The sequence below is a fragment of the Chryseobacterium sp. c4a genome (assembly GCF_009900745.1).
Taxonomy (GTDB): Bacteria; Bacteroidota; Bacteroidia; order Flavobacteriales; family Weeksellaceae; genus Chryseobacterium.
This window is the reverse complement of the sequence record NZ_WXVU01000002.1, coordinates 275,108-300,388: the sequence shown is the minus strand read 5'-3', so window position 1 is coordinate 300,388 and position 25,281 is coordinate 275,108. Positions and strand designations below refer to the sequence as shown.

21 protein-coding genes are annotated in these 25,281 nt (G+C 35.6%); 7 read left to right on the top strand and 14 right to left on the bottom strand.

What is annotated here, in order from left to right; all coding sequences use genetic code 11:
- Window positions 1–2 precede the first annotated feature (2 nt).
- Entirely contained in the window at window positions 3–572 is a 570-nt protein-coding gene (locus GTR01_RS05655; RefSeq protein ID WP_160136890.1) for a hypothetical protein, read from the bottom strand.
- Window positions 573–673: 101 nt separating this feature from the next.
- Here GTR01_RS05655 and GTR01_RS05650 point away from each other — a divergent pair, with 101 nt between their 5' ends.
- Window positions 674–1,741, top strand: a complete 1,068-nt coding sequence (locus GTR01_RS05650; RefSeq protein ID WP_160136889.1) for a 3-oxoacyl-ACP synthase III family protein — start codon at window positions 674–676, stop codon at window positions 1,739–1,741.
- Window positions 1,742–1,811: 70 nt separating this feature from the next.
- The gene (locus tag GTR01_RS05645; protein WP_160136888.1) at window positions 1,812–3,017 is read left to right on the top strand and encodes a metallophosphoesterase; all 1,206 of its coding nucleotides are present in this window, start codon (window positions 1,812–1,814) and stop codon (window positions 3,015–3,017) included.
- 156 nt (window positions 3,018–3,173) lie between these two features.
- Here GTR01_RS05645 and GTR01_RS05640 read toward each other — a convergent pair whose 3' ends face one another.
- Together GTR01_RS05640 and GTR01_RS05635 are read right to left on the bottom strand one after the other, a co-directional pair.
- Window positions 3,174–3,926, bottom strand: a complete 753-nt coding sequence (locus tag GTR01_RS05640; RefSeq protein WP_160136887.1) for a polysaccharide deacetylase family protein — start codon at window positions 3,924–3,926, stop codon at window positions 3,174–3,176.
- Between the two features lie 84 nt (window positions 3,927–4,010).
- Window positions 4,011–4,976 (bottom strand): NAD-dependent epimerase/dehydratase family protein, encoded by a 966-nt coding sequence (locus GTR01_RS05635; RefSeq protein WP_160136886.1) that lies wholly within the window; start codon window positions 4,974–4,976, stop codon window positions 4,011–4,013.
- A gap of 361 nt (window positions 4,977–5,337) precedes the next feature.
- On the opposite strand from GTR01_RS05635, the gene ggt reads away from it, so the two are divergent.
- Together ggt and GTR01_RS05625 are read left to right on the top strand one after the other, a co-directional pair.
- Window positions 5,338–7,026 (top strand): gamma-glutamyltransferase, encoded by a 1,689-nt coding sequence (gene ggt, locus GTR01_RS05630; protein ID WP_160136885.1) that lies wholly within the window; start codon window positions 5,338–5,340, stop codon window positions 7,024–7,026.
- A gap of 190 nt (window positions 7,027–7,216) precedes the next feature.
- Window positions 7,217–8,497 carry a dicarboxylate/amino acid:cation symporter gene (locus GTR01_RS05625; protein ID WP_160136884.1) on the top strand — a complete coding sequence of 427 codons (1,281 nt, stop codon included), beginning with the start codon at window positions 7,217–7,219 and terminating at the stop codon, window positions 8,495–8,497.
- Between the two features lie 110 nt (window positions 8,498–8,607).
- On the opposite strand, the gene GTR01_RS05620 is transcribed toward GTR01_RS05625, so the two are convergent.
- From GTR01_RS05620 to gyrB, 6 genes are all read right to left on the bottom strand, one after another.
- Window positions 8,608–9,459 (bottom strand): diacylglycerol/lipid kinase family protein, encoded by an 852-nt coding sequence (locus GTR01_RS05620; RefSeq protein ID WP_160136883.1) that lies wholly within the window; start codon window positions 9,457–9,459, stop codon window positions 8,608–8,610.
- A gap of 44 nt (window positions 9,460–9,503) precedes the next feature.
- Complete coding sequence (locus tag GTR01_RS05615) at window positions 9,504–10,331, bottom strand: RsiV family protein (RefSeq protein WP_160136882.1); 828 nt, start codon at window positions 10,329–10,331, stop codon at window positions 9,504–9,506.
- Window positions 10,332–10,433: 102 nt separating this feature from the next.
- Entirely contained in the window at window positions 10,434–12,365 is a 1,932-nt protein-coding gene (locus tag GTR01_RS05610) for a transglutaminase domain-containing protein (protein ID WP_160136881.1), read from the bottom strand.
- A gap of 3 nt (window positions 12,366–12,368) precedes the next feature.
- A complete protein-coding gene (locus GTR01_RS05605) occupies window positions 12,369–14,261 on the bottom strand; it encodes a DUF3857 domain-containing protein (RefSeq protein ID WP_160136880.1) in 1,893 nt (630 codons plus the stop codon).
- A gap of 506 nt (window positions 14,262–14,767) precedes the next feature.
- Window positions 14,768–15,190: a DUF5684 domain-containing protein gene (locus tag GTR01_RS05600; protein ID WP_160136879.1), complete on the bottom strand. Its 423-nt coding sequence runs from the start codon at window positions 15,188–15,190 to the stop codon at window positions 14,768–14,770.
- 82 nt (window positions 15,191–15,272) lie between these two features.
- Complete coding sequence (gyrB, locus tag GTR01_RS05595) at window positions 15,273–17,207, bottom strand: DNA topoisomerase (ATP-hydrolyzing) subunit B (protein WP_160136878.1); 1,935 nt, start codon at window positions 17,205–17,207, stop codon at window positions 15,273–15,275.
- Window positions 17,208–17,440: 233 nt separating this feature from the next.
- Here gyrB and GTR01_RS05590 point away from each other — a divergent pair, with 233 nt between their 5' ends.
- Genes GTR01_RS05590 through GTR01_RS05580 form a run of 3 tightly spaced genes read left to right on the top strand, consistent with a single transcriptional unit; the run spans window position 17,441 to window position 20,303 of the window.
- Complete coding sequence (locus tag GTR01_RS05590; protein WP_160136877.1) at window positions 17,441–18,784, top strand: cytochrome ubiquinol oxidase subunit I; 1,344 nt, start codon at window positions 17,441–17,443, stop codon at window positions 18,782–18,784.
- Window positions 18,781–19,785, top strand: a complete 1,005-nt coding sequence (locus GTR01_RS05585; protein ID WP_160136876.1) for a cytochrome d ubiquinol oxidase subunit II — start codon at window positions 18,781–18,783, stop codon at window positions 19,783–19,785. Before GTR01_RS05590 ends, GTR01_RS05585 begins: the two co-directional genes overlap by 4 nt.
- Before the next feature lie 2 nt (window positions 19,786–19,787).
- Window positions 19,788–20,303, top strand: coding sequence for a ClbS/DfsB family four-helix bundle protein (locus GTR01_RS05580; protein WP_160136875.1), 516 nt, complete (start codon window positions 19,788–19,790; stop codon window positions 20,301–20,303).
- A gap of 44 nt (window positions 20,304–20,347) precedes the next feature.
- Here the strand turns inward: GTR01_RS05580 and GTR01_RS05575 are convergent, their stop codons facing one another.
- From GTR01_RS05575 to GTR01_RS05555, 5 genes are all read right to left on the bottom strand, one after another.
- The gene (locus tag GTR01_RS05575) at window positions 20,348–21,754 is read right to left on the bottom strand and encodes a T9SS type A sorting domain-containing protein (RefSeq protein WP_160136874.1); all 1,407 of its coding nucleotides are present in this window, start codon (window positions 21,752–21,754) and stop codon (window positions 20,348–20,350) included.
- Window positions 21,755–21,867: 113 nt separating this feature from the next.
- On the bottom strand, window positions 21,868–23,565 hold the full coding sequence (lysS, locus tag GTR01_RS05570) for a lysine--tRNA ligase (RefSeq protein WP_160136873.1): 1,698 nt from the start codon (window positions 23,563–23,565) through the stop codon (window positions 21,868–21,870).
- Between the two features lie 172 nt (window positions 23,566–23,737).
- Complete coding sequence (rlmF, locus tag GTR01_RS05565) at window positions 23,738–24,667, bottom strand: 23S rRNA (adenine(1618)-N(6))-methyltransferase RlmF (protein ID WP_160136872.1); 930 nt, start codon at window positions 24,665–24,667, stop codon at window positions 23,738–23,740.
- A 3-nt stretch (window positions 24,668–24,670) separates the two neighbouring features.
- On the bottom strand, window positions 24,671–25,042 hold the full coding sequence (locus GTR01_RS05560) for a c-type cytochrome (RefSeq protein ID WP_160136871.1): 372 nt from the start codon (window positions 25,040–25,042) through the stop codon (window positions 24,671–24,673).
- Entirely contained in the window at window positions 25,042–25,260 is a 219-nt protein-coding gene (locus GTR01_RS05555; protein ID WP_160136870.1) for a hypothetical protein, read from the bottom strand. Before GTR01_RS05555 ends, GTR01_RS05560 begins: the two co-directional genes overlap by 1 nt.
- Window positions 25,261–25,281: the final 21 nt, after the last annotated feature.

The window sequence follows — 25,281 nt, the reverse complement described above, 5'->3', positions numbered from 1 at the left end:
ACTTAAAACTTGTAATATTCTTTATAATAATTTAGGTAATCCTGCTTTCTGAATACCTTTGATCTCGATTCCACTTGCTGGACATTTTTGATCACTTTGTCATAATCTTCATCTACATTGTAGTAAAAATCTTCTGTGTAAAGCTTATTGAAACGCTTTGCTCCTCCGTAGTAGTCCTTTCCGTCAATAACAGTCTTGTCAAGAGCTGTCAATAACGAATCTTTTTTAAGGTTATACCCGTAGTACTGGTCATTCACGTAGTAATCCTGATGCGCAATATTGAGCAGACCACGAAGTTTGTTTACTTCAAATGCCGAATCGTAAAGCATTTTTTTATTCTGATCGAAAACCTGAATAGAGTTTTTTCCCTTATTCAAATCCACATGCACATACTGCCCCGCTGATATAATTCCTTCAGAACCATTGTTGATTTTAAAGTAATACGTGTTCGGGGTAGGATTATCTACCACATAATAATTCTTCTTGGCTAAAAAAAGGAAGTAGATCCCAAAGGCAACGATAAACGCCACACCTGCAATAAGTAAGCCTTTTAAGGATGGGTTGTTTTTCATAGATTGTAAAGTACAATTTTTGCAAATTTAATAATATTTTTAATTCTCCGTTATTAATATTAATTATTAACTTTGCATCTTTAAAAAAATCATATAAACGAATGCCGAATACGATCATTATTGGCTCTGGATCTTACATTCCTAACAGAGTTATTGGTAGAGATTACTTCATGAATTCCGAGTTCTACACTGAAGACGGAGTAAAGATTGAAAAGCCTGTGGAAGAGACCATTGCGAAGTTTGTAGAAATTACAGAAATCGAAAACAGGAGATTCATTGAGGATGATCTTTCCAACTCACAGATCGGTTATGAAGCCGCAAAAATTGCCCTTGAGGACGCAAAGGTAGACGGTGAAGAACTGGATTATATCATTTACGCTAGTAATTTCGGGGAAGTTACTGAGAACGGTTACGCAGACTTTATGCCAACAATGGCGGCAAGAGTAAAGAACAAACTAGGAATTAAAAACAGAAAATGTGTAACCTATGACATGATTTTCGGTTGCCCGGGATGGGTAGAAGGTATGATTTTAGCAGATAACCTGATTAAAGCTAAAGTAGCCAAAACCATTCTTATTATCGGAGCTGAAACACTAAGCCGTGTTACTGACCCACATGACAGAAACAGAATGATTTTTGCAGACGGTGCCGGTGCGGTAGTTGTAAAAGCTACTGATGAAGAAAATGTAGGAATTATTGCTCACAACACGATCTGCGACAATGGCCCGGAATTAAATTACCTTGAGAACCAGCCTTCTATCAACAAAGAAGTAGATCAAAAACGTCTTTATGTAAGAATGTTGGGTAGAAAAATCTACGAATACGCTCTTAAAAATGTTCCTGTGGCGATTAAAGATACCATTACAGACGCTGGTCTTTCTATTGAGGACATCGACAAAATCCTTATCCACCAGGCGAATGCTAAAATGGACTATGCTATGATTGAAAGACTTCACAGACTTTATGATGTAAAAGAATACGATCATGCCATCTCTCCTATGACCATCCAAGACCTTGGAAATACGTCTGTTGCAACAATCCCTACCATGTATGACTTAATAATTAAAGGAAAAATGGAAGGTCAATCGTTTAAAGATAATGGTAACATTGTGATGACTTCGGTAGGTGCCGGAATGAACATCAATGCTATCGTTTACAGATTTCCTTAAAAATAATTTTAATTAAAAATATAAAAAAGCACAAAGGAAGTCTTCTTTTGTGCTTTTTTTGAATCAGAATATGCAAAAGAATTTTTTAATTATTGCCGGAATCTTCCTATTTCTGGAAGTTTATATTTATCAGGCTGTCAGAACGCTGACCGATAATTTCTGGATAAGAACCGGCTATTGGGCAATCTCTCTAATCGTATATGGAATATTCGCTTACGAAGTCACCCACTATCAGAGATCAGACAGAAGCACCCTGAGAGCCCAAATCATGATCTCATTGTTTCTGGTATTTATACTTCCAAAAATATTTATTGTTTTATTCTTATTAATTGATGATCTCATCAGAATTGGAGGTTACCTGATAGGTTTTGCAAAACCTGCTGAGAATTTCTTCCCAGAAAGGCGAAAGTTCCTGAGTCTTGTGGGATTAGGAATGAGTGGAGTACTTTCTGCCCTATTCATTGATGGAATAACATTTGGCAAGTATCGTCATAAAGTAAGAAAAGTAAAAGTAAAGTTCACGAACCTTCCGAAAAGCTTTACAGGGTATAAAATCATTCAGATCTCCGATGTTCACAGTGGAAGTTTTGCTGATCCGAGTAAATTACAGCACGCTGTTGATCTTATCAACGAACAAAAACCTGATCTGGTTTTATTCACCGGAGACATGGTCAATAATGTAGCAGATGAATTTAAACCATTCATCTCTTTATTTTCACAAATCAAAGCGAAAGACGGCAAGTTTGCCGTATTAGGAAACCATGATTATGCAGATTATGTAACCTGGGATTCTCCGGCTGCTAAGAAAAAGAACCTGGACACTCTGATTGACTATGAGAAACAGGCAGGATTTGATATGTTGAGAAACGAACATAGAGTGATTGAGAAAAACGGAGAGAAAATATACATCCTTGGTGTTGAAAACTGGGGACTGAAACCATTTCCACAGTTTGGAAAACTTGATGATGCTCTGAAAGGAGTTCCCGACTCCTCCACAAAAATACTAATGAGCCATGACCCTACTCATTTTGATTATGTGGTAAAAAAACACCCCGGAAACATTCATCTAACCCTTTCAGGACACACTCACGGAATGCAGTTTGGACTGGATCTTAAAAATATTAAGTGGTCACCAGTACAGTATAAATATCCAAAATGGGCCGACTTATATGAGAGTGAAGGAAAATTACTGTATGTAAACAGAGGATTCGGAGTATTAGGATATCCGGGGAGGGTTGGGGTTCTTCCAGAGATTACACTTTTTGAATTGAGTTAAGCAAGATACAACCTTCACCTTGCGAGTTGCAATTTAGTGTCAGACACCTAACTCCTATAAAAATATTAGCATTTGATCTAAAGATATCTTTGAGCAAATAACTCAATAAGCGTCTTTGAATCAAGTGCTTTTTTATTTAAGATAATCTGAAAAATACTAGAAAATATAATCCTTCATACGGGAAGTGGCCATTTCTTTTTCATTGATAAAAGAGAGAAAATCTTCCAGTTTATCTTCCATTTTTTTCCCAGAAAACAACTTTCGATAAAACGGGATATCAAAACGGTATTTATTGAAATCGGTAAACTGCCAGATATTAAGATAGACCAATACAAATTCTTCATTCTGTAAGGTCTCCAATACCATATTCTGATAATAGTTCATAGGCAGCATCTGAAATACAAAATCATTGTACGGTAATTGACTGTAAGGAGAGATACTTTCCGGCACAATACTTAGTCCGTCCTCTTCTGTAATTTCGGTATCTCTTTTCAGCCGTTTGAATGGAAAAAGAATATTCGCATTGTCGATATTGGAGACATAATTAAACTCCAAAAGCTTCAAACTTTCCTGTTGAATTTTCACATCTTTCTGACGAATTCCCCGGATCTGTTTTCCTAAAAGATCCTGAATATTCTTTTTAGCATTTTCAATTTCTTCCAGATTTGAAACTTTATTATAAAAAGCAATTTCATGCCCTTGGGATGAAATTGCTTTGATCAGATTTTGAAGTTTTTCCGCAAGAGAAATCTCCACAAAAAAACTTGCTTTTGTATCATGAATATCTAAAATTCTGAGAATCGCTTTTGTATTCTCTTCTGTTATTTTCAACCTATCTCCATCGGTAATTTGAGAACCTCTTTTTACTTCGGCCTCAATATTCGCAATGTTAAAAGTCAATAATATCATTTAAATCAAATTTTAGATAAAGTTTATAATAAATTAAAAATCAGATGTTAAAACAATACTTAATTAAAGTATTACTTTACATTATTAATCCTTAGCTAATTTTACTTTAAGATTCTTGATCATGTCTTTCGTCATTTCAGAAATTCCGAAATCGTAAGTCAATCCCCAATCTTTTTTAGCTACAGAATCATCAATTGAAGCCGGCCATGAATCGGCAATTGCCTGTCTGAAATCCGGGTTATAATCAATGCTGAAATCCGGGATTTCTTTCGTGATTTCTTCTGCCAATTCTTTTGGAGTAAATGACATTCCACCTAAATTATAAGATGAACGAACCGTTAAACTTTCCTTTGGAGCATCCATTAATTTCAGCGTTGCATTGATCGCATCATCCATATACAACATCGGCATTCCTGTGTTCTCGGAAATGAAACTTGTATACTTTCCTTCTTCAATGGCTTTGTAGAAAATCTCGACAGCATAATCGGTTGTTCCACCTCCTGCCGGAGTCTTCCATGAGATCAATCCAGGATATCTGATACTTCTTACGTCCACTCCATGTTTATCGAAATAGTATTCACACCACTTCTCCCCTGCCATCTTAGAGATTCCGTAAACGGTAGTTGGATTCAGTACCACATCCTGTCCTACATCATGTTTTGGAATTCCTTTTCCAAACACAGCGATAGAGCTTGGCCAGAAGATCTTTTTTAGAAGCCCTTCTTTCGCCATTTCACAAAAATGAAGAAGAGGTTCAAGATTCAGTTTCCACGCAAAAATAGGCTGCTTTTCCGAAGTTCCGGATAAAAGCGATGCTAAGTGATACACTGTAGTGATGTCGTAGTCTTTTACGATCTGTCTCACTAACTGAGTATTCGTCACGTCCATTCTTTCATAGTGACCAGCGGAAGTAATTCCTTCCTGCCATCTGTCCAGTCCTGAAGCGACAACATTTTCCGCTCCGTGAATTTCAACAAGTCTATTGGTAAGTTCCGTGCCGATTTGTCCCAAGGCACCTGTAATCAGTATTCTTTCCGTATAGGATTCCATTTTTCAGATTTTTTTAGAATTGTACAAAAGTAAAAAAAACATGTCAACCATAATAATAAAGGTGTATTTAAAATATATTTCCGAATTGACATGATTTTTTTAAAACTAAACCTTCACAAAATAGCTCTATTCCTCATAATGGCAGGAAGCCTGAAGCTGGAAACAGGAAGTTATTGAAGTCTTAGAAGCACTGAAGAGCCAAGTGAATTATCTATTGAGCAACTTACATTAAGTTATAAGACCAATAGAAACCTCCAGCTTCCCTCTTCTAACTTCATAATCTCTCTGCCTTACTTTCCTCACTCCAAACCCCAGTTATTTATCTAATTTCCATATTTTTGTTATAAGAAAAACAATCATTATGAAGAAGATCTTAATTGCTTCGATTATATTAGCCAGCCAGCTTAGCTGGGCTCAGTTTACAGATATCAATATTGTAAAAGAGGTAAAGGTTAAAAATAAAGGTGTAGTAGTCTCTGCCCATCCCTTAGCAAGTGAAGCAGGAGCAAAAATCCTGAGAATGGGAGGAAATGCCTACGATGCCATTACTGCTACTCAATATGCACTGGCAGTAGTTTATCCGCAGGCAGGAAACATTGGTGGTGGCGGATTCCTGGTGGGTGTAAAAAATAATGGTGAAAAATTCACTCTGGACTACAGGGAAACGGCTCCTCAAAAAGCATCCAGAGATATGTACCTGGATAAAAACGGAAAAGCAGACACTGATCTCTCCCAAAACGGACGTTTGGCAGTAGGTATTCCGGGAAGTATTGCCGGATTCTTTGCCACCCTGAAACACTGTAAGCTTCCTATGGAAAAGATTATTCAACCTGCTATTGATCTTGCTGAACAGGGATTTGCTATTACTGAACAGGAAGCAGATATGCTGAATAATAATAGAGAGCATTTTAAGAAACATAATAAATCAGCTATCATTTTTGTAAAGGACAATCCATGGAAAGCAGGTGATCTTTTGATTCAGAAAGATCTTGCCGAAACTTTAAAATTGATTCAAAAACAGGGAGCTAAAGGCTTCTATGAAGGAAAAACTGCCGATCTTCTGATTGCCGAAATGAAAAGAGGAAATGGAATCATTACGTTGGAAGATCTTAAAAAATATAAAGTTGCTGAAAGAAAAGCCCTGGAGTTTGAATACAAAGGAAACAATGTCGTTTCCATGCCATTACCTTCCAGCGGTGGACTGCTTCTGGCTCAAATGCTGAGAATGGCTAGCTTTGAAAATCTTGAAAAGTATCAGCAAAACTCAGCACAGGCTGTTCAGATCATGACTGAAGCCGAAAGAAGAGCATTCGCAGACAGAGCTGAATACATGGGAGATCCGGATTTCATTAAGGATAAAACACCTTACCTGATTTCGGATGAATACTTGAAAGGCAGATGGAAGAGCTTTAGTTTTGATAAAGCAACTCCAAGTGCTGAAGTTGGAAAAATCATAGAACAACCTAAAGAATCTACTCAAACCACTCACATCTCTGTTCTTGACAAAGATGGCAATGCAGCCTCGGTAACCACTACCCTGAACGGATATTACGGAAGTAAAGTATTGGTTTCAGGAGCCGGTTTCTTTTTGAATAATGAAATGGATGATTTCTCTATTAAACCCGGCGTTCCCAATATGTTTGGAGCGGTAGGTGGTGAAGCCAACTCTATTCAGCCCAATAAAAGGATGCTTTCTTCTATGACCCCAACAATTTTGCTTAAAAATGGAAAACCTTATATGGTCGTAGGAACTCCGGGAGGAACTACTATTCCCACTTCTGTATACCAGTCTATTGTAAATGTAGTTGACTTTAAGCAAAATGCTAATATTGCAGTAAATGCTCCCAAATTTCACCATCAGTGGCTTCCGGAAACTATAAAAGTAGAAAATAACTTCCCGGAAAGCACGATTGCTGAGCTGAAAAAGAAAAACTACACCTTTGAAAAGGTAAAACAAATCGGAAAAACGGAGGTCATTGTTCTTGACGAAAATGGCAATATTCATGCTGTAGCAGATGGTCGTGGAGACGATTCTGTAGCGGTAGAATAAGAATTACTTCCCGATATAACCAATATAGCTTCGGCTTCATTCTGCAGATAATTCTGTCTGTAAGAAATGAAGCCGAAGTTTTTTTAATCTCATACAAAGATGGAGCAACAGATTAATTTCCATGACTTTTATCAGTTTTTCAGATGAAATTTCTTAATTTTCGCCCTTAAAAAAACAAAAAGACTGTTCATTGAAAGCAAAAAAAATATACAATCAGCTCTATTTTCAGGTAATTATTGCCATAAGTGTAGGAATTTTACTTGGAAACTTCTATCCTGAACTGGGAGAAAAAATGAAACCTTTGGGAGATGGTTTTATCAAACTGGTAAAGATGATTATCGCTCCTGTCATTTTCATTACCCTAACTCTTGGGATTGCTCACATGACTGACCTCAAAAAGGTGGGACGAATTGCTATAAAAGCAATGATTTATTTCTTCACCTTTTCTACCCTAGCTCTTATCATTGGCTTGATCGTTGGAAATCTTTTACAACCAGGGCATGGATTAAATATTGATCCGGCAACTCTTACCGGAAATGTTTCAGAATATCAGGCGAAAGCTCATGAGTCTACGTTGACTGGTTTTATGATGAATATTATTCCTGAAACACTTTTCAGTCCTTTGGTAGGTGACAATATCCTTCAGGTACTCCTTGTTGCTATTTTAATGGGTACTGCATTGGTATTAACAAAGGAGAAAAGTCAGAAAGTAACCGACTTTCTTCAAGATTTGTCTGCTCCAATATTCAAGATTGTTCATATTTTGATGAAGCTTGCACCCATAGGTGCTTTTGGGGCTATGGCATTTACCATAGGGAAATATGGTATTCATTCTGTACTGAATCTTATATTCCTTGTTGCTACATTCTATATTACCTCTTTCCTTTTTGTGGTTTTGGTATTAGGAGCCGTAGCCTGGTATAATGGATTCAGCATTTTTAAACTGTTATTTTACCTTAAAGAAGAGCTTCTTTTGGTCTTAGGAACCAGTTCTTCAGAATCGGCTTTGCCTGGAATGATGGAAAAGATGGAAAAAGCTGGTTGTTCGCGGACTATTGTAGGACTTGTAGTCCCAACAGGTTATTCTTTTAACCTTGATGGAACTAATATCTACATGACCCTTGCTTCTCTATTTATTGCCCAAGCGCTCAACATCCCTCTTTCCATCGAAAAGCAACTGATGCTTCTTTTGGTGGCTATGCTCAGTTCAAAAGGAGCTGCTGGAGTTACTGGTGCAGGTTTTGTAACATTGGCCGCTACATTAGCTGTTGTTCCGGAAATTCCAATTGCTGGAATGACACTTATCTTAGGAATTGATAAATTTATGAGTGAATGCCGTGCTTTAACGAATGTTATCGGAAACTCTGTAGCCACTGTTGTGGTAGCAAATTGGGAAAAACAACTGGATAAAGACCAGTTACAATATTGCCTCGACAACCCTCATTTGATTGAGAAGCAGCTGGAACAGTAGTTTGAGAAAAAGGGGAAGAGATTTTAGAAGATGTCAATGCTCAATTTTGCTTCGCAAGTGAAGGGTGAATGATTCAACAATCTCCAACCATAACCTTTGAACCTCAAACATTAAACCAAAATATTCAAACTTGCTGGTTGTACTTTCACATGAACGGGTGATTCTATCTTATTGAACTCACCATCAAGGTGCCAGTTTTTGGTATTTACTTTAAATGAAATTTCTGAAACAGGAAGATAAGTTACATATTCATCATCCTTCAGCCTTTTAGTAAACATTCTGAAAGCAAACAATGCGGAATATGTGAGTGGGAATTTTTTAACCAACACCATATCTACCAATCCATCACTTTTACTTGCTTTGGGTGCAATATAGGCATTATTTCCAAACTGACGGGTGTTGGCAATATTCAACATCAGATACCTTCCATTGTACTGTTTATATTCTTCTTCAAAAAAAGTAACCTTAATAGGTCTATAGTTAAAGAATGTTTTCAGGGAAACTTTGATATAGTTTTTGAATCCACGACTTGTTTTTTCAAATTCTTTTACCACTTTTCCATCAAACCCTGTTCCTGAAACATTGATGGAAAGTCTGCCATTTACTGTAAAAGTATCAATCTTTCTGGATTGCTTTGCCTTTATTTTCTCTAAAAGTTCATCTAAATTTTTACTGAAACGGGTTTCATTAGAGAATCCATTTCCGGAACCTGCCGGAAAAATAGCCAGAATTTTATCTGTAGAAATCAGATTCTTTGCTACCGTAGAAATTGTTCCATCCCCTCCTATTGCCACAAAGACATCCACTTTATCAAAATGCGTTTTGATAAATTCGTCTGTTCCCGGAATAGATTCAGAGACATAATAAAGAGGATTTTCCACCTTATTTTTAAGTTCATTCAAAAACGGCTGATAGTTCTTTTTGGCCGAAAAAGGATTGATGATAAAAGCTACGTTTTCCATTACCGCAAAAATAGAAAATGCTTCCTGAACCCGGAAGCATTAAGTTACTTAATTTTCATTCTTTCTTTAAATTCTGCATTTATTGTACCTTTCAGCTCCTCCCATGAAATAGGAATCGTGATATCTCCTGCTGCAAATGCTGCAATTTCATAAGGGCTGTAATGAAAATACAGGTTTTTATCGTCAAAATAAAAATTATCTGATGCCGGAATCTTTTCTACCAACAACATTTCTGAGTTTTTCACACTTCCGTCTCCATCCATCGTTCCACTGTTGATATTATTGATGTTTTTCATCAACATCGCTTCAAGTTTAGCTTTGGGCGTGGAAGTAATATCTTTTAATTCTAATTTTTTATTGTGTTTCAAATCAAAAATTCTTTCTGAGAATCCATAATTATCATGTGCTCCGCCTTCATATCCACTTCCTGTATACTGAATGTGCAGATAGCCGTTACTATTAGACACAAGATTCATGTGGGAGCTTGAATACCAATCCTGGCCATAGGTAATATCTGAAACCCAATCTTTACTGTCTTTTTTTACAGAATTAAAATAATTATTTTTTTCAGTTTCCAGATAAGCCTGAAGCCCGGCTTTAGAAAAGTCTTTTATTTTATCATTCTGGAAATAGATGCTATCTAAAAGGCTTTTATCTTTTAGGGTAGGAAATACCAATAGCTTAGAAGTATAAGTAATCTTTAAGGAATCGGTTATTTTCGTAGAATCTTTTACTATTACTGAATCTACCACAAATTCTTCAGCCTTTTTATTGTCCGTTTTCTCTGTTGAGATTTCTGCTTTTTCATTTTTTTTACACGCAGTAAAAACAAAGAAAGAAGAAAGTGCAAAAACGGCAATCGTATTTTTCATAATTTTAATTTTCGGTATTCAATACAAAAACCATTCAAAAGATGAATGGTTTTAAAAAATTTATTCAAAAAAGTTGAAAAAGCTCTTACAAACTTCTTATAATTATTTCTTTACTAAGCTGATTACCTGGTTTTCTTGCTTGGAAGCTACTCCCCAAATTTGCTTGAATGCAGGATAATATTCTTTAGGATAATCTGCACTGGCAACTTTTGTATAGGATGTTATTTCCAATTTGTTTCCTTTTTGTTCTACAGCATAACTGAATTCGATCTCTTTATCGTCTGTCCTGATTTTTTTATTTTTTGGCATTTCTTCAATAACATACCCTTCCGGAAGTTCAAGAATTACTTTTTTCATTTTCATGGTAGGAGCACCAAAATCAATAGGATACTTTCGGTCTTCTGTCTGATCGAACTCGTTAGAGACTTTACTTAAAAACAACATAGGATTGATGATTAATTTCTTTCCTATTTTATCTATTAAATTGGATGAAGAAAATTTCATTGTGCTTTCAAATTCTCCATTTTCCAATACTTTTGAATCGATCCCTGTAAAGTCTATAGAAAAGTTTTCTTTATATTGTTTTTTATATTTTTCAGGATTCTCGTCATAACTGTCTTTCACATACATTGCAAAAGCTCCGGTATCTTTATCTGAATAAGATCCTGAAATAGTACCATCTTCATTTACCTTTGCATCTACTGTCAGAAACGTGTTGCTCTCTTTCTTATTTTCCATCTGAAGTTGTATAGCTTTAGTTTTAGTTAATAAAACGCCATACTGATTCCAATCTCTTAAGGGAAGTTCATCAATTGAAGATTGCTTGGAAGTGGCATCATACATACGATACTGTCCGCCAATATTCACTGATGCAAGCACAAAATTCATATTAGAAACATTAGGGGAGACAAGATTGATCATCCCATGTTCTACAGTAGAAATAATCATTGGATCTGCCTGAAGGCCGGCTTCACGAAGAAGCATTATCAAATACAGATTAATTTCTGCGGCATTTCCTACTTTGGTTTCTACTAGTTTTTTAATTCCATCTTCGGTATAAATTCCTTTGTCTTTGTTCCAGGTAAATGTTTTTTGAACATAGGAAAATAGAGCATTGGCTTTTTCAAGATCAGATTTCATATTGAGAACCTCCGCAGGCATATTATCTTTTGCCAGTTTTGTTTTCTTTAATTCGTCTCCAAAATATTCATTTTCATAAAGTCTTTTACTGATCTGATCCCAAGAAGATGAGTAAAGCTTAAATTCTTTAAAATTGGTGGAATGAAGCTCTGCGCTCACCTTTGTTCTGAAGTTCCTATCGTTTCTTACAAACTTTTCCGGTTTGAAACCTTTTACATTCTCGTAGGCAAATCTATAGGTCTTGTATTGAGAACCAAAAACAGATTTCTCCTCTATTACTCTGTGCTTAGGGACCAATCCTCCTGTATAGTTTATGTTATAAGAGATATTGATGGGTGCATCTAATACATATTCTGTATATAGAGATGGTGTATCCGATTCAATTAAGAATTCGGGAATATTAAATAAATAAGGTGAGATAACCTCATACTGATATTCTAATACGGAACCATTTTTCACATTAGGGAAAGCAAATTTGGTCAAGTTTATGTATTTGTTTTCCTTACTTTTATATTGTGAGCTCTTTTCAACTTTTACAGGAACAGTAGTTCCATTTTCCAAATTATAAGTAAAAGCTTTGAATTTACCGAGTATCTCCTTATCTGATCCTGACTGATAAAGAGGAACTTCCAGGTTTAACCAGTCTTCGGCTTTATCTTTATCATACACTTTTACTCTGTAATAATATTTTTTATGAAGATTACCTGTAGAGTTATCTATCATAAAGTATACTGATTTATATAAGATCTCTGCAGGCGCATTTTCATCTAATAATGATTTTGTTTTAGAAAGATCTGCATCAGAGAATTTGGGAGGATTCAAAAACTCATGTTTCTGAGCCTGAACGATCATTAAGTTTGCTGAACAAATCATCAGCAATATTGTTTTTTTCATCGTTTATATTTTTGTGATTAAAATTTTGGAGTTATCCATGTTTATTATTTTCTTTCTGAAGCCTACATAATCATTGTATTTCTCTTTTGAGTAGGTTCCTTTATTGATCTGAATCTTTCTAATGACCTTTATTTCCTCACCATTTTTAACAAAGTTCAATGTATAGTGTCCAAATTCAGAATTGATATTTGTATCGTTTGGGGTTTCATCTGTTTTATAGCCTTTAGGAATCGTAAAATTAATTTCATACTCATCTTCATACGATTGTCTGATTTCAAAAGGCAGCTCACGATTCTCTTCTGTTTTATAAACATTATCTGAAAAAATAGGAACAGCTCTGAATATGAGGCTTCTACCGGCATTTTTACAATAATTATTGGTTTTAAAGTCTATATCGTAAGTAATAACAGCTTTATCTTTGTCATTGACAAAGTTTTTCATTTCCACTTTTTCAAAGTTTAACACATCAAATCTTTTTTTCAATGCATCATTCTTTTCTTTAGGGTTAAGGTTTACAAATCCTAAGTTATAATCATATTGATTTCCTGTATAAAAGAAATTTCCCTCTCCTGTTATACTGTTATCTTCTCCGATTTTGATTTTCAGTTTTTGTTTTTCTTTATTCTGATCTGCTGAATAAACCGGTGTATTAATCAATTCGATTCCATTTTTCTTTATAGAAAGCACATTTCTATCTGTAGTGCTATTGCCTAAATGATTAAATGCAGTCTGCTGCGAGGTATTTTCAAGCCAAATGTTTCCATTTTCTGTAGGTACCATTAAAATAGCATGATTTCCTCCCATTTTTGGAAAGTCCGGATCAAAGGAAACCTGTGAACGACCTGAATTGATCACACAATAGTAAGAAGGGATTCCTGCTTCATTCAACAGAGTTTTCATATAATTAGTAAGCCCTTTACAATCTCCATATCCTTTTTTATGTACTTCATCCGGCATCATGGGAAGCCAGCCTCCAATCCCCAATCCTACGTAAATGTATCTGGTTTTGGTCTGCATATACTGGTAAATCTTCTTTACTTTTTCCTCTACAGAACCTTGAAGTTGTAATGCTGCTACTTCAGCTTTAATACCAGGTGTAGATACTGCCACAGGATCAATAAGATTGTTATAATACCACGTTCCAAAATCTGTCCAGTTATTTAAAGTTCCTTGCTTACCTGCCAGATTAAACTTGGTAAGTGCAAAGCTTACCTTAGGTAATATTTTAACAGGCTCAGGAATCAATAGAGCATCATCAATTGCGGGAACGTTTTTATAAGAATATTTTTTTTCATTCGCGTTACTGTTCTCAGTTGCTGAAGCGTAATTGTATTTTGAGGGATAAATTTTAGTTCGAAGATCAATACCCGAGGTATTAATGATCTTCATCTCTGCTTCTTCCAAAGAGGTATTAGTAGAATAAAATGGTACAAAATCAGGTATAAAAACAGTATTCTTACCCTGAGATTGATATGAAAAATCAATGGTATAAGGATATTGAACAGGAGTATATGAGAATACCATTACTCTATTATCAGAGTAAAACACGCCTTGTGTATTATTAGCAAAATCACTAAAATCCGATTTGGAATAACTTTTAATTTTCTTTCCGGATTCATCGTAAATTGTAACTTTTATATCTGAAATACTGGTTGCTTTATCGTAAGGAATATAAGCAACTGCTTTTTCATCACCGTCTTTATTTAAAACTGTGGTTACGGTAGTATATTGATACCTTATATCATCTATTTTATTGATCTGAACCGTTGTAAGATCTTTTCTGATGATAACGTTAGCATTTTTCTTTAAATTTTCTGGAATTGAAGATGCCGGATAGTTTTGGGCAAAATATAATGAGGCTGTAGACAACGCCCCAAGAAAGAATATTTTCATCATGGTTATTAAAATTAAACAAAAATAGCAAAATCTTAATAACTGTTAAAAATAACTTAAAAAAAAATCACAACATTCAACACATTCGGTTTTATTCAATAAAAAAACAAATAATAATCACCACTCTAAAGGATTTTATATTCCCTTTTCGATGAATTAATTAAAAAAGAAGCTCCACGCGATGTGGAGCTCCAGCTAATACTTAAAAAAGCACTATCCTAAATCTACCTTAAAAAGGCTGTAAATAATCAAAGGTATTTTCTATACAAACAAAAATGACGGGTTGAATGTATATTCCTTTTCTATCACTTAAAATTAAAATATTTCAAATATGAAATGGTAAACTTCATATTGTCTGTACTTCCAAAATTAGGATAAATTATAATCAGTATAATTCAAAGTGTGTAGAATTAATTACACAAAAGAGTACAATAAATTCTACAGCCAATTATATAGCAAATAAAAAAGACTTCATTTCTGAAGCCTCTATTTTTCTTTTTTTATTTCTATTAATCATTAGGAATTCTTTTACTATCATAAGTATCGCTTCCAAGTCCTAATACGGGAATAAAGATAAACCCTAGGAAGAACAAAAGAATAGTATACAATGGAGTTTCTTTTGCAAAACCTTTAGCTAATCTGTCATTAACTACCCAAGCAGCAAACAAATTAACAAATGGTATTAAGAATAAAATGATCCACCAGATAGGTTTTTTCACAATATCCAGCATGACAACCGCATTATAAATAGGGACAAAAGCTGCCCAGGCATCTTCTCTACCTGCCTTTTTGAAGATTTTGAACATACAATATCCATAGAATAGATAAACAAGTAAGCTCATAAACATTGATCCAATCCCTAATCCTGCAGCAGCTGCACCGGAAACTGCATCTACCCCGTTATAGGGATCTGTTTGTAAAAGAGTTAGCATATTATTATTTTTTTTTGGTTTCACCAAATATAAAAAAAGCTTCTAAATAATTAGAAGCTTTTTTTTGATATTTTAAAAACAATTATGCATCAATTTTTGCATATTTTGCATTTTTCTCGATAAATTCTCTTCTTGGCGGAACTTCATCCCCCATCAACATTGAGAAAACACTATCTGCTTCTACAGCATTATCAATAGTAACCTGTTTTAAGATTCTGTGTTCTGGGTTAAGAGTTGTTTCCCAAAGCTGCTCAGGGTTCATTTCTCCAAGACCTTTATAACGTTGTACCTCAACTCCTTTTCCATCCGGAGACATTTCCAAAGTAAACTCTTCACGTTCTTTCTCGTTATAAGCATATACTTTTTTGTTACCTTTTTTTAATAGGTATAAAGGCGGCTGAGCAATATAGATATATCCGTTCTCAATAAGTTCCTTCATATATCTGAAGAAGAAAGTAAGAATCAGGGTAGAAATGTGAGATCCATCGATATCGGCATCGGTCATGATAACGATCTTATGGTATCTTAGCTTAGCCATATTTAATGCTTTGCTATCTTCTTCAGTTCCTACAGAAACCCCAAGGGCAGTATAGATATTTCTGATCTCTTCGTTATCATATACTTTGTGAAGCATAGACTTCTCTACGTTCAAAATTTTACCTCTTAATGGTAGAATAGCCTGGAAGTGTCTGTCACGTCCTTGCTTTGCTGTTCCACCTGCGGAATCCCCCTCTACAAGGAAGATCTCAGATTCTGCCGGATCTTTTGATGAACAATCCGATAGTTTTCCTGGAAGTCCAGAACCTCCCATTGGAGATTTTCTCTGAACCATTTCACGAGCTTTTTTTGCTGCCTGTCTTGCTTTTGCAGCAAGAACTACTTTTTGAACAATAGTTTTAGCTTCATTAGGGTTCTCTTCCAAAAAGTTAGTAAGCATCTCCCCTACAATTTTATCTACAGCACCAGAAACTTCAGAATTTCCTAATTTTGTTTTGGTCTGTCCTTCAAACTGAGGTTCCATTACTTTTACAGAAACTACGGCTGTTAATCCTTCACGGAAGTCATCTCCTGTAATTTCTACTTTTTCTTTTGCCGGAAGCCCCAATTCGTCTGCATATTTCTTTAAAGTTCTTGTTAAAGCTCTTCTGAAACCAGCCAGGTGAGTACCTCCTTCATGAGTGTTGATGTTATTTACATACGAGTGAAGGTTCTCGTTGAAAGAAGTATTGTAACGCATTGCTACTTCTACCGGAATATTGTCTCTTTCTCCTTCCATGAAAATCACGTGTTCCATAATAGATTCACGGTTTCCATCAATATAAGCAACAAATTCTTTTAATCCTCCCTCAGAATGGAAAATTTCTGATCTGAAAGAACCGTCTTCTAATTTTTCTCTTTCATCCGTTAGAGTAATAGTAATCCCTTTATTAAGATAAGAAAGCTCTCTTAAACGGCTTGCTAAGGTATCATAGTTATAAACCAGTTCTGTAAAAATAGTATCATCCGGTTGGAAAAACTGCTTAGTTCCTCTTTTGTCACTATTTCCAATTTCTTCAACTCCAGTTTGAGCTTTTCCTTTTGAATATATCTGTTGGTAAACGTTCCCGTCTCTGTAAACAGTAGTGATCATTTCATTAGAAAGAGCATTCACACAAGAAACCCCTACTCCGTGAAGACCTCCTGAAACCTTGTAAGAATCTTTATCAAACTTACCTCCGGCTCCAATTTTCGTCATTACAACTTCAAGAGCAGATTTTTGTTCTTTTTCGTGGAAGTCAACCGGAATACCTCTACCGTTATCGCTAACTTCGATTCCGTTTCCTTCTTTAATAGCAACGAAGATTGTGTCGCAGAATCCTGCCAAAGCTTCATCGATAGAGTTATCTACTACTTCATAAACCAAATGATGGAGACCTCTTACTCCCACATCACCAATGTACATTGAAGGACGCATACGTACGTGCTCCATTCCTTCCAATGCCTGAATACTACTAGCTGTATATTGTTTTTGACTCATATTAAATGTTAAAAATTTTGCTATATGCAAAGACTCACAAATATCGTGATTTTTTTCGAGGTATGAAAGTTAAAAAGTGCCAAAAAAATGTAGAGTTTTCTCAGAGAAACATAAAGAATAGCCAGTCTATAAAAGATTCAAAATTAAAATGTATTATTGAAATATCAACTGTTTTAAATCATACACAACATCAATAATTTATGCGTAAATTTATTTACTGAAAAGTTGATATTATGGATGATTTTATAGCTGCCCGCGCCCAGATGGCGCTTTCTCTGGGCTTCCATATCATATTCTCCTGTGTGGGAATGGTAATGCCTTTCTTAATGGCTTTTGCCCATTGGAAGTACCTAAAAACTAATAACGAAGTATATAAAGGACTTACAAAGGCCTGGAGTAAAGGGGTTGCCATCTTATTTGCTACCGGAGCTGTTTCTGGAACTATGCTATCCTTTGAACTGGGGCTTTTATGGCCTGGATTTATGAAACATGCAGGCCCTATCTTTGGAATGCCCTTTTCATTAGAGGGTACTGCTTTCTTTATTGAAGCGATTGCCATTGGGTTCTTTTTATATGGCTGGGATAAATTTAATAAGTGGTTTCATTGGTTTTGTGGTTTTCTTGTAGGACTTAGCGGATTGGCATCAGGTATCCTGGTGGTAGCAGCTAACGCCTGGATGAATTCTCCTACCGGTTTTGATTATATTAATGGACAATACCTTAATATAGACCCAATAAAAGCCATGTTTAATGAGGCATGGTTCCCACAGGCGCTTCACATGACTGTTGCAGCTTTTTGTGCCACAGGATTTGCTGTAGCCGGAGTTCACGCCTTTTTAATTATGCGAAAAAAGAATGTAGAGTTTCATACCAAAGCATTCAGAATTGCGGTGGGCTTTGCACTTATCGGAGCATTTGGAGCTCCTTTGAGTGGTGATGTAGCAGCAAAATCTGTTGCAGAAAGACAGCCTATTAAATTAGCTGCTATGGAAGCTCATTTTGAAACTGAGAAAGGTGCTGCATTTGTTATTGGAGGAATTCCTGATGAAGACAAAGAGGAAATCAAATATGCTATTAAGATTCCAAAGGTATTAAGCTTTCTTGTAAGTAATGATTTCAATGCTGAAGTAAAGGGACTTAAAGATTTCCCAAAGGATGAGTGGCCTCCGATAGCTGTTACCCATTATGCCTTTCAGATCATGATCTTCTTTGGAGTTATAATGATCTGTATTGGGGCTGTATATCTTTATGCTTTCTTCTTTAAAAAGGAATGGCTATCTAAAAACTGGCTATTAAAAACATTCTTAATTGCCACCCCTTTCGGATATATTGCCCTGGAAGCGGGATGGACAGTTACTGAAGTAGGAAGACAACCATGGATCATTTATGGAGTCATGAGAACAATAGATGCGGTAACTCCAATGCCTGGAATACAGTATTCGTTCTACTTCTTCACTTCAATCTTTATATCCTTATCATTGATTTTGGTATTTCTTTTAAGAAGACAGGTACAAATGGTACCGAAACTTTACGACCCAACAGACCCACAGTTTAACGATAAAAACAAAAAATCATGATCTATATTGTTATAGGCTTTCTATGGCTGTCCATCTGTCTTTACATTATTTTAGGTGGTGCTGATTTCGGTGCGGGTATTGTGGAACTTTTTACCAATAAAAAAGCCCGTCATAAAACACACGAGATTATGTATGAGTCTATTGCTCCTGTTTGGGAGGCCAACCATATGTGGCTGATTATCGCGATTGTTATCCTTTTTGTAGGCTTTCCCGAAATCTATACTACCATGTCTACTTACCTCCACATTCCTTTAGTTTTGATGCTTGTAGGAATCATTGCAAGAGGAACGGCCTTTACATTCAGACATTATGATGCAGTAAAGGATAACTGGCAGGTTTTATATACTCAGATATTCTATTATGCCAGTCTATTGACTCCATTCTTTTTGGGGTTAATTGCTGCTGCAACGGTTTCCCACTCTATTAATCCTGATGCTACCACCTTCCTTGATCTTTATATTTATAGCTGGCTAAACTGGTTTGGTGTTTCTGTAGGGTTATTTACGGTAGCACTTTGCGCTTATCTGGCTTCTATTTTTTCATTAAGAGAAACCCGTGGTAAAGAAGAGTTACTACTAATGATCAGAAAATCAAAACAAACGATGATCTTTGTTGTCATTACAGGAATTCTTGTATTTGCTACGGCTTACCTTTCGGATATTCCTCTTTTGAATTGGGTATTTTCAAAACCTTTAGGAATCATGGCGATTGCTTTTGCAACGGTTGCTTTATTACTTATTTTAAGAGCACTGAATAATCAAAAATTACTTCCTGTAAGAGCCCTTGCAGGCTTTCAAATGGTAATGATTCTTGTGGCAGCTACTTACCAGCATAACCCCAATATCATACTATTAGGTAATGGGCAACACCTATCGCTATTAGAACATATGGCACCAGCAAAGACTATTTCAGCATTGGGTTGGGCTTTGATGCTAGGTTCAATATTTATTCTTCCGTTTTTGTTTTACCTGATGGCTTCATTCAGTAAATTAAGAAAATAAATATGCAAAATTATAAGGACAAAGCAGAACTTATTGAAGAGATAAAGAAAAGATATCTCCTTTATGATCAGGAATTGAACGATATCACAGAGGAAGAAAAAGATTTGCTAAAATCAGGTGTTGACAAAACACCATCCCAAAATATATCCTATCAGATTGGCTGGACACATCTTCTTCTGCAATGGGAAGCTGATGAAAAGAAAGGAATAGAAGTAAAAACACCTACTCCCGAATACAAATGGAATAATTTAAAAGGGCTATATCAATCTTTTTATAATCAATATGGTGCTTATAGTTTATCAGATCAACGAGTACTATTACAAAAACAAGTGAATGAAATTATAACTTGGATTGAAAGCCTTGATCATGAAACTTTATTTGTTTCTGAACAGAGAAAATGGGCAACAACTCCTGCCCGGTGGCCTGTTTGGAAATGGATACATATTAATACAGTAGCTCCTTTTAAAAACTTCAGAGCTCAACTTAGAAAATGGAAAAAACAAACCGGTACAGAATAACTCTGTACCGGTTTTATTTCTGATCTATTATATTAGAGATCCTATTAATGCTTAATTGCTTTTTTAGAAATAATCTGATTGGAGACTGTTGTAATTTTAATCAGGTAGACTCCGTTGATCAATGATGCAGTATTCAGCTTCAAGCCTTTAGATTCCTGAACTAAGTGCCCACTCTCATTATATATCTCAACATTCTTAATCTTTTCTTTTGTATGTAAGGTTAGTTCGTTTTTAAATGGATTTTCGAAGGTAACTTCTGCAGCTTTCTCAATTTTTCTAGATTCAGTAGAAAGTACTTGCGCTTGCTCACTAATAATATAGCGTATTATTTTTTTAGGGCTGAAAAAATATAAATAATTTCCTATCACTTGAAAGTTAGGATATTCCCCATAACTATAATTAGTATAAACGTTATCTCCGGTATTAAAAACAGATTGATTATTAATACTTTTCAGTATCCCCGATGAGGAATAGGAAGCAATAACAATATCCCCATCTTCATCAGATTTTAATAAGAAAAATAACCGATTAGCGCTATCCGCATAAAAATTAGAATAGGGAGTGTAGTTGATAGAGTTTATTTCCCTATTTAGAGTGAAAACACCATTATTTCCAAAACTTGCATCAAGAAATCCATTAGATTTTGTTTTAGAAATTAAGCATTGAGATGAGCCTCCATCCAGCATATTCAGCATAGAACCATCGGCTTCATTATACATAGAATTTCTCACATTTATAGGTACAATTGAAGTTTCACCCAAACCATTATTCCCATAACCGGATTCCAAATTACCAGTCATAATATTCAGCTTCCTTATTCCATAATTGTTGATGTTAGAATCTACCGAACCGAATTCATATGCAAAATTATTATGAATGACTCCATAAGCATAGGTTGTAGAATAACTTAATGTAGATACCCTCCCATTGATTCCATAGCTTGAATCCAAAGCTCCATTCGCTAAAATCCTTGTAAAATTATCGTCTTTCCGGAATATTATTGTACCATTAGGTAAGATGTGTATATATTTTTTTCCTGAAATATCATTTGTTGCCCAATTCATTTGGAATGCAGTATCATATTGTCCTGCAGCAGAATACTTATCATCACTATAATTAATTAAATAGTCAGCATTTGCATCCAATAAACTTGATGGAGAGCCTAGACTTCCACCATCTACAAAAGAACCATTACTTCCAAAATTAACATCGGGAATCCCATTAGAATTCAACCGTACGTATTTTATATACTTATTGTTTCCAGCAATATTAAGGTAAGTATAAGCAACTAATAATTGGTCTCCAATAAATTTATGGGCTGAATATCCTCCATTATCATTATACGTAACTTCGCCATTATTGCCATAAGAAAGGTCTTTTTGTAGGGTAACTTGTGCATTGATTAGACTACACGCATATAGCACAATGCCTGTGGTAATTATTTTTTTCATGAGAATTTATGTTTTTATTAAGAACTAATTTACTAGTTTTTTTCAAACTACAAATAAAAAAGAGTGAACTTAACGTCCACTCTTTTAAACTTATAATAGTAATATCGTATATCTTATGCCAGCTTCATCAAAAGATTTTCATCAATCTTCTCCACTTTCACAATATTATTCTTTGTTAGCGTTTTAGAAGCTTTATCCCATTTCTTACCGGATAACTTACTTCTCTCTTTTACTTCAGCCAAAGACATTGCTTCTTCCTGAGCATTAAGGATTTCAAGGATTACTTTTTCATCTTCACCTAGCTCAATTTGAGGAACCGCTTTCTCCGGTCTCATCTGAGGGAAGAATAATACTTCCTGGATAGAAGCATTGTTCGTTAAGAACATAATTAATCTGTCCATACCGATTCCTAGTCCTGATGTAGGTGGCATACCATATTCAAGAGCTCTTAAGAAATCCTGATCGATGAACATTGCTTCATCATCCCCTCTCTCAGATAAAGCCATCTGTGCTTCAAAACGCTCTCTCTGATCGATTGGATCATTAAGCTCTGAATAAGCGTTAGCGATTTCTTTACCACAAACCATTAATTCAAAACGTTCAGTTAAACCTTCTTTGCTTCTGTGTTTTTTAGTCAATGGAGACATTTCAACTGGGTAATCTGTAATGAAAGTTGGCTGAATGAAGTTTCCTTCACACTTCTCACCGAAGATCTCATCAATTAACTTTCCTTTACCCATTGTTTCATTCACCTCAATTCCGATAGACTTCGCAAAATCGAATAATTCTTTCTCCGTTTTTCCAGTGATATCGAAACCTGTGAATTTAAGAATCGCTTCTGTCATAGAAACTCTTGGATAAGGTGCTTTGAAATCTACTTCATGCTCTCCAAAGGTAGCTGTTGTAGTACCATTTACCTGCATCGCACAGAATTCCAATAGTTTTTCTGTGAAATCCATCATCCAGTTGTAGTCTTTATAAGCTACATAGATCTCCATAGCCGTAAATTCCGGGTTGTGGGTTCTGTCCATCCCTTCGTTTCTGAAGTTTTTGGAGAACTCATATACTCCGTCAAAACCACCTACGATCAATCTTTTCAGATATAACTCGTTAGCAATTCTTAAATATAATGGAATATCTAAAGCATTGTGGTGCGTAATGAAAGGCTTAGCCGCTGCTCCACCAGGAATAGACTGTAGGATTGGAGTTTCTACTTCAAAATATCCTGCGTCGTTGAAGAAAGTTCTCATCGCGTTGAACAATTTTGTTCTCTTCACGAAAATTTCTTTCACTTGTGGATTTACCGTTAAATCTACATAACGTTGTCTATATCTTAATTCCGGATCTGTGAATCCGTCGTGTACAACACCGTTTTCATCGGTTTTAGCCTGTGGAAGTGGACGTAAAGCCTTAGTAAGAAGTGTAAAGTTCTTTACTAAAACTGTCTTCTCTCCTACCTGAGTAGTAAACAATTCTCCTTCAATACCGATAATATCACCGATGTCTAAAAGATGTTTATACACCTCATTATATAATTCTTTATCTTCTCCCGGACAGATCTCGTCTCTGTTGAAGTAAACCTGAATTTTTCCTTTAGAATCCTGCAATTCTGCAAAAGAAGCCTTTCCTTGAATTCTACGGGACATTAATCTACCAGCGATCTTCACCTGTTTACTTTCAGAAAAATCCTGTTTTATAGATTCTGTAGTATCTGTAATTGTATACTCATCCGCAGGGAACGCATTAATCCCCATTTCAGTAAGCTTATTAAGCTTTTCTCTTCTAATGATTTCTTGTTCTGATAATTGCATTTCTTATTTTTCTAAAAGCGTACAAATTTAGTCATTTTTGACTTGACCATCAATTGATTTTTTCAGAAATTTTAAAATGTCAGCCGGAATGAAGTTAAGTTCCGGGATACAGGGTATCGAGATTAGAGATATAAAGGAACGTATTATTAAGATTAAATTTATAGTTTTAATCCTAAACCAACCAGCCTTGCCTGCTTTTTTGAGGAACAAATGTCCAGGCCAGAACCCTGCTGATTTTCTGCCCTTGAGCCATATCAATAGTTTTTACCTCTAAAGCTTTTACCTTCTTTAACAAGGAAGTCAGCTTATATAGATTATCTTTTTTAGAAACCAGGCAGGTGAACCAAAGAACCTGAGATGAATATTGAACGCTTTCATTAATCATATTAGTAATGAATGCCAATTCACCGCCTTCACACCATAATTCTGATTGCTGTCCTCCAAAATTCAATAAAGTTTTTTGTGCCTTACCCTTATTTAAATTCTTTGTCTTTCGAATGTTCCCTTTAATCATCGATTCTTTGGAATCATGAAAAGGAGGATTACACATAGAAAATGTGAACTGATCTTTTGCTCCTATTACATTCTTGAATACGTATTGGGAATCAGGCTGATGTTGTAATACAATCTCTGATGATAAATCAGGATTTTGATCCAGAATTTGCTGAGCATTTTTTAAGGAATCCTCATTGATATCTACTCCCAGCATCTTCCAACCGTAGGATTGATGGGCAATTAAGGGATAAACAAGATTAGCTCCTACTCCAATATCAAGTCCCTTTACAGATATCCCTGTTGGGATTCCACTTTGTTTTTCTGCTAACAGATCAGCGATGTAATGAACATAATCCGCCCGTCCCGGAATGGGTGGACACAAATTAGTATCAGGAATCTCCCAACCTTTAACATTATAAAAATGGAGAAGTAAAGCCTTGTTGAGTAATTTTACAGCTTTAGGAATGCTGAAATTAATAGTTGTTGTCCCATGAACATTCACGAAGACATACTCTTTCAGTTCTGGCACACAAGAAATGAGCGTATCAAAATCATAAGGATTACGATGCAGATTTCTTGTATGCAGACTGGATTTTTCTGTGGACATATTTTATTTCTTCTGGCTCAGAATATATTCCACCATTTTTTTGGCATCTTCTTTAGATACCTGTGGATGAGCAGCCATAGGGACACCTCCCCAAACTCCACTTCCGCCCTCTATAATCTTGGAAGCCAACAACTCAATATCCTTGTCTGAATATTTGGCCGCGATTTCCTGATAAGAAGGTCCTATCATTCTCTCATTGACAGAGTGACACCCCGAACAATCCAATGTTTCCATGATCTTGTCACCGGAAAGATTGGATGTCGCAGGAGCAGACACGGATGCAGCATCAGAAGATGCAACCTCTGTCGTATTTTCTTTTTTAGAACAGGAAAAGATCAAAAGACCTAAAGTTCCTGCCAAAAATAAATTTTTCATTATTTCTTCGCTGTAGAATCTGTTTTAGCAGCTTCAGGGGCAGGGGCAGCCGGAGTTGCAGCAGCTGGTGCAGCAGTCTTAGCTGTAGAATCTACAACTGTAGTTGCTTCTGGCTCTTCAAGCATAGTATTGCTATCCTGTAATGAGTGATCTGCTTTTTTTGAGCAGCTTGCTAATAATAAACCTCCGATAAATGCGATTGCGAATACTTTTTTCATTTTTTTCTAATTTGAAAGCAA

Coding starts and splice junctions, on each gene's coding strand:
- GTR01_RS05655 (WP_160136890.1), bottom strand. CDS start 572: ATGAAAAACAACCCATCCTTAAAAGGCTTACTTATTGCAGGTGTGGCG.
- GTR01_RS05650 (WP_160136889.1), top strand. CDS start 674: ATGCCGAATACGATCATTATTGGCTCTGGATCTTACATTCCTAACAGA.
- GTR01_RS05645 (WP_160136888.1), top strand. CDS start 1,812: ATGCAAAAGAATTTTTTAATTATTGCCGGAATCTTCCTATTTCTGGAA.
- GTR01_RS05640 (WP_160136887.1), bottom strand. CDS start 3,926: ATGATATTATTGACTTTTAACATTGCGAATATTGAGGCCGAAGTAAAA.
- GTR01_RS05635 (WP_160136886.1), bottom strand. CDS start 4,976: ATGGAATCCTATACGGAAAGAATACTGATTACAGGTGCCTTGGGACAA.
- ggt (WP_160136885.1), top strand. CDS start 5,338: ATGAAGAAGATCTTAATTGCTTCGATTATATTAGCCAGCCAGCTTAGC.
- GTR01_RS05620 (WP_160136883.1), bottom strand. CDS start 9,459: ATGGAAAACGTAGCTTTTATCATCAATCCTTTTTCGGCCAAAAAGAAC.
- GTR01_RS05615 (WP_160136882.1), bottom strand. CDS start 10,331: ATGAAAAATACGATTGCCGTTTTTGCACTTTCTTCTTTCTTTGTTTTT.
- GTR01_RS05610 (WP_160136881.1), bottom strand. CDS start 12,365: ATGAAAAAAACAATATTGCTGATGATTTGTTCAGCAAACTTAATGATC.
- GTR01_RS05605 (WP_160136880.1), bottom strand. CDS start 14,261: ATGATGAAAATATTCTTTCTTGGGGCGTTGTCTACAGCCTCATTATAT.
- GTR01_RS05600 (WP_160136879.1), bottom strand. CDS start 15,190: ATGCTAACTCTTTTACAAACAGATCCCTATAACGGGGTAGATGCAGTT.
- gyrB (WP_160136878.1), bottom strand. CDS start 17,207: ATGAGTCAAAAACAATATACAGCTAGTAGTATTCAGGCATTGGAAGGA.
- GTR01_RS05590 (WP_160136877.1), top strand. CDS start 17,441: ATGGATGATTTTATAGCTGCCCGCGCCCAGATGGCGCTTTCTCTGGGC.
- GTR01_RS05585 (WP_160136876.1), top strand. CDS start 18,781: ATGATCTATATTGTTATAGGCTTTCTATGGCTGTCCATCTGTCTTTAC.
- GTR01_RS05580 (WP_160136875.1), top strand. CDS start 19,788: ATGCAAAATTATAAGGACAAAGCAGAACTTATTGAAGAGATAAAGAAA.
- GTR01_RS05575 (WP_160136874.1), bottom strand. CDS start 21,754: ATGAAAAAAATAATTACCACAGGCATTGTGCTATATGCGTGTAGTCTA.
- lysS (WP_160136873.1), bottom strand. CDS start 23,565: ATGCAATTATCAGAACAAGAAATCATTAGAAGAGAAAAGCTTAATAAG.
- rlmF (WP_160136872.1), bottom strand. CDS start 24,667: ATGTCCACAGAAAAATCCAGTCTGCATACAAGAAATCTGCATCGTAAT.
- GTR01_RS05560 (WP_160136871.1), bottom strand. CDS start 25,042: ATGAAAAATTTATTTTTGGCAGGAACTTTAGGTCTTTTGATCTTTTCC.
- GTR01_RS05555 (WP_160136870.1), bottom strand. CDS start 25,260: ATGAAAAAAGTATTCGCAATCGCATTTATCGGAGGTTTATTATTAGCA.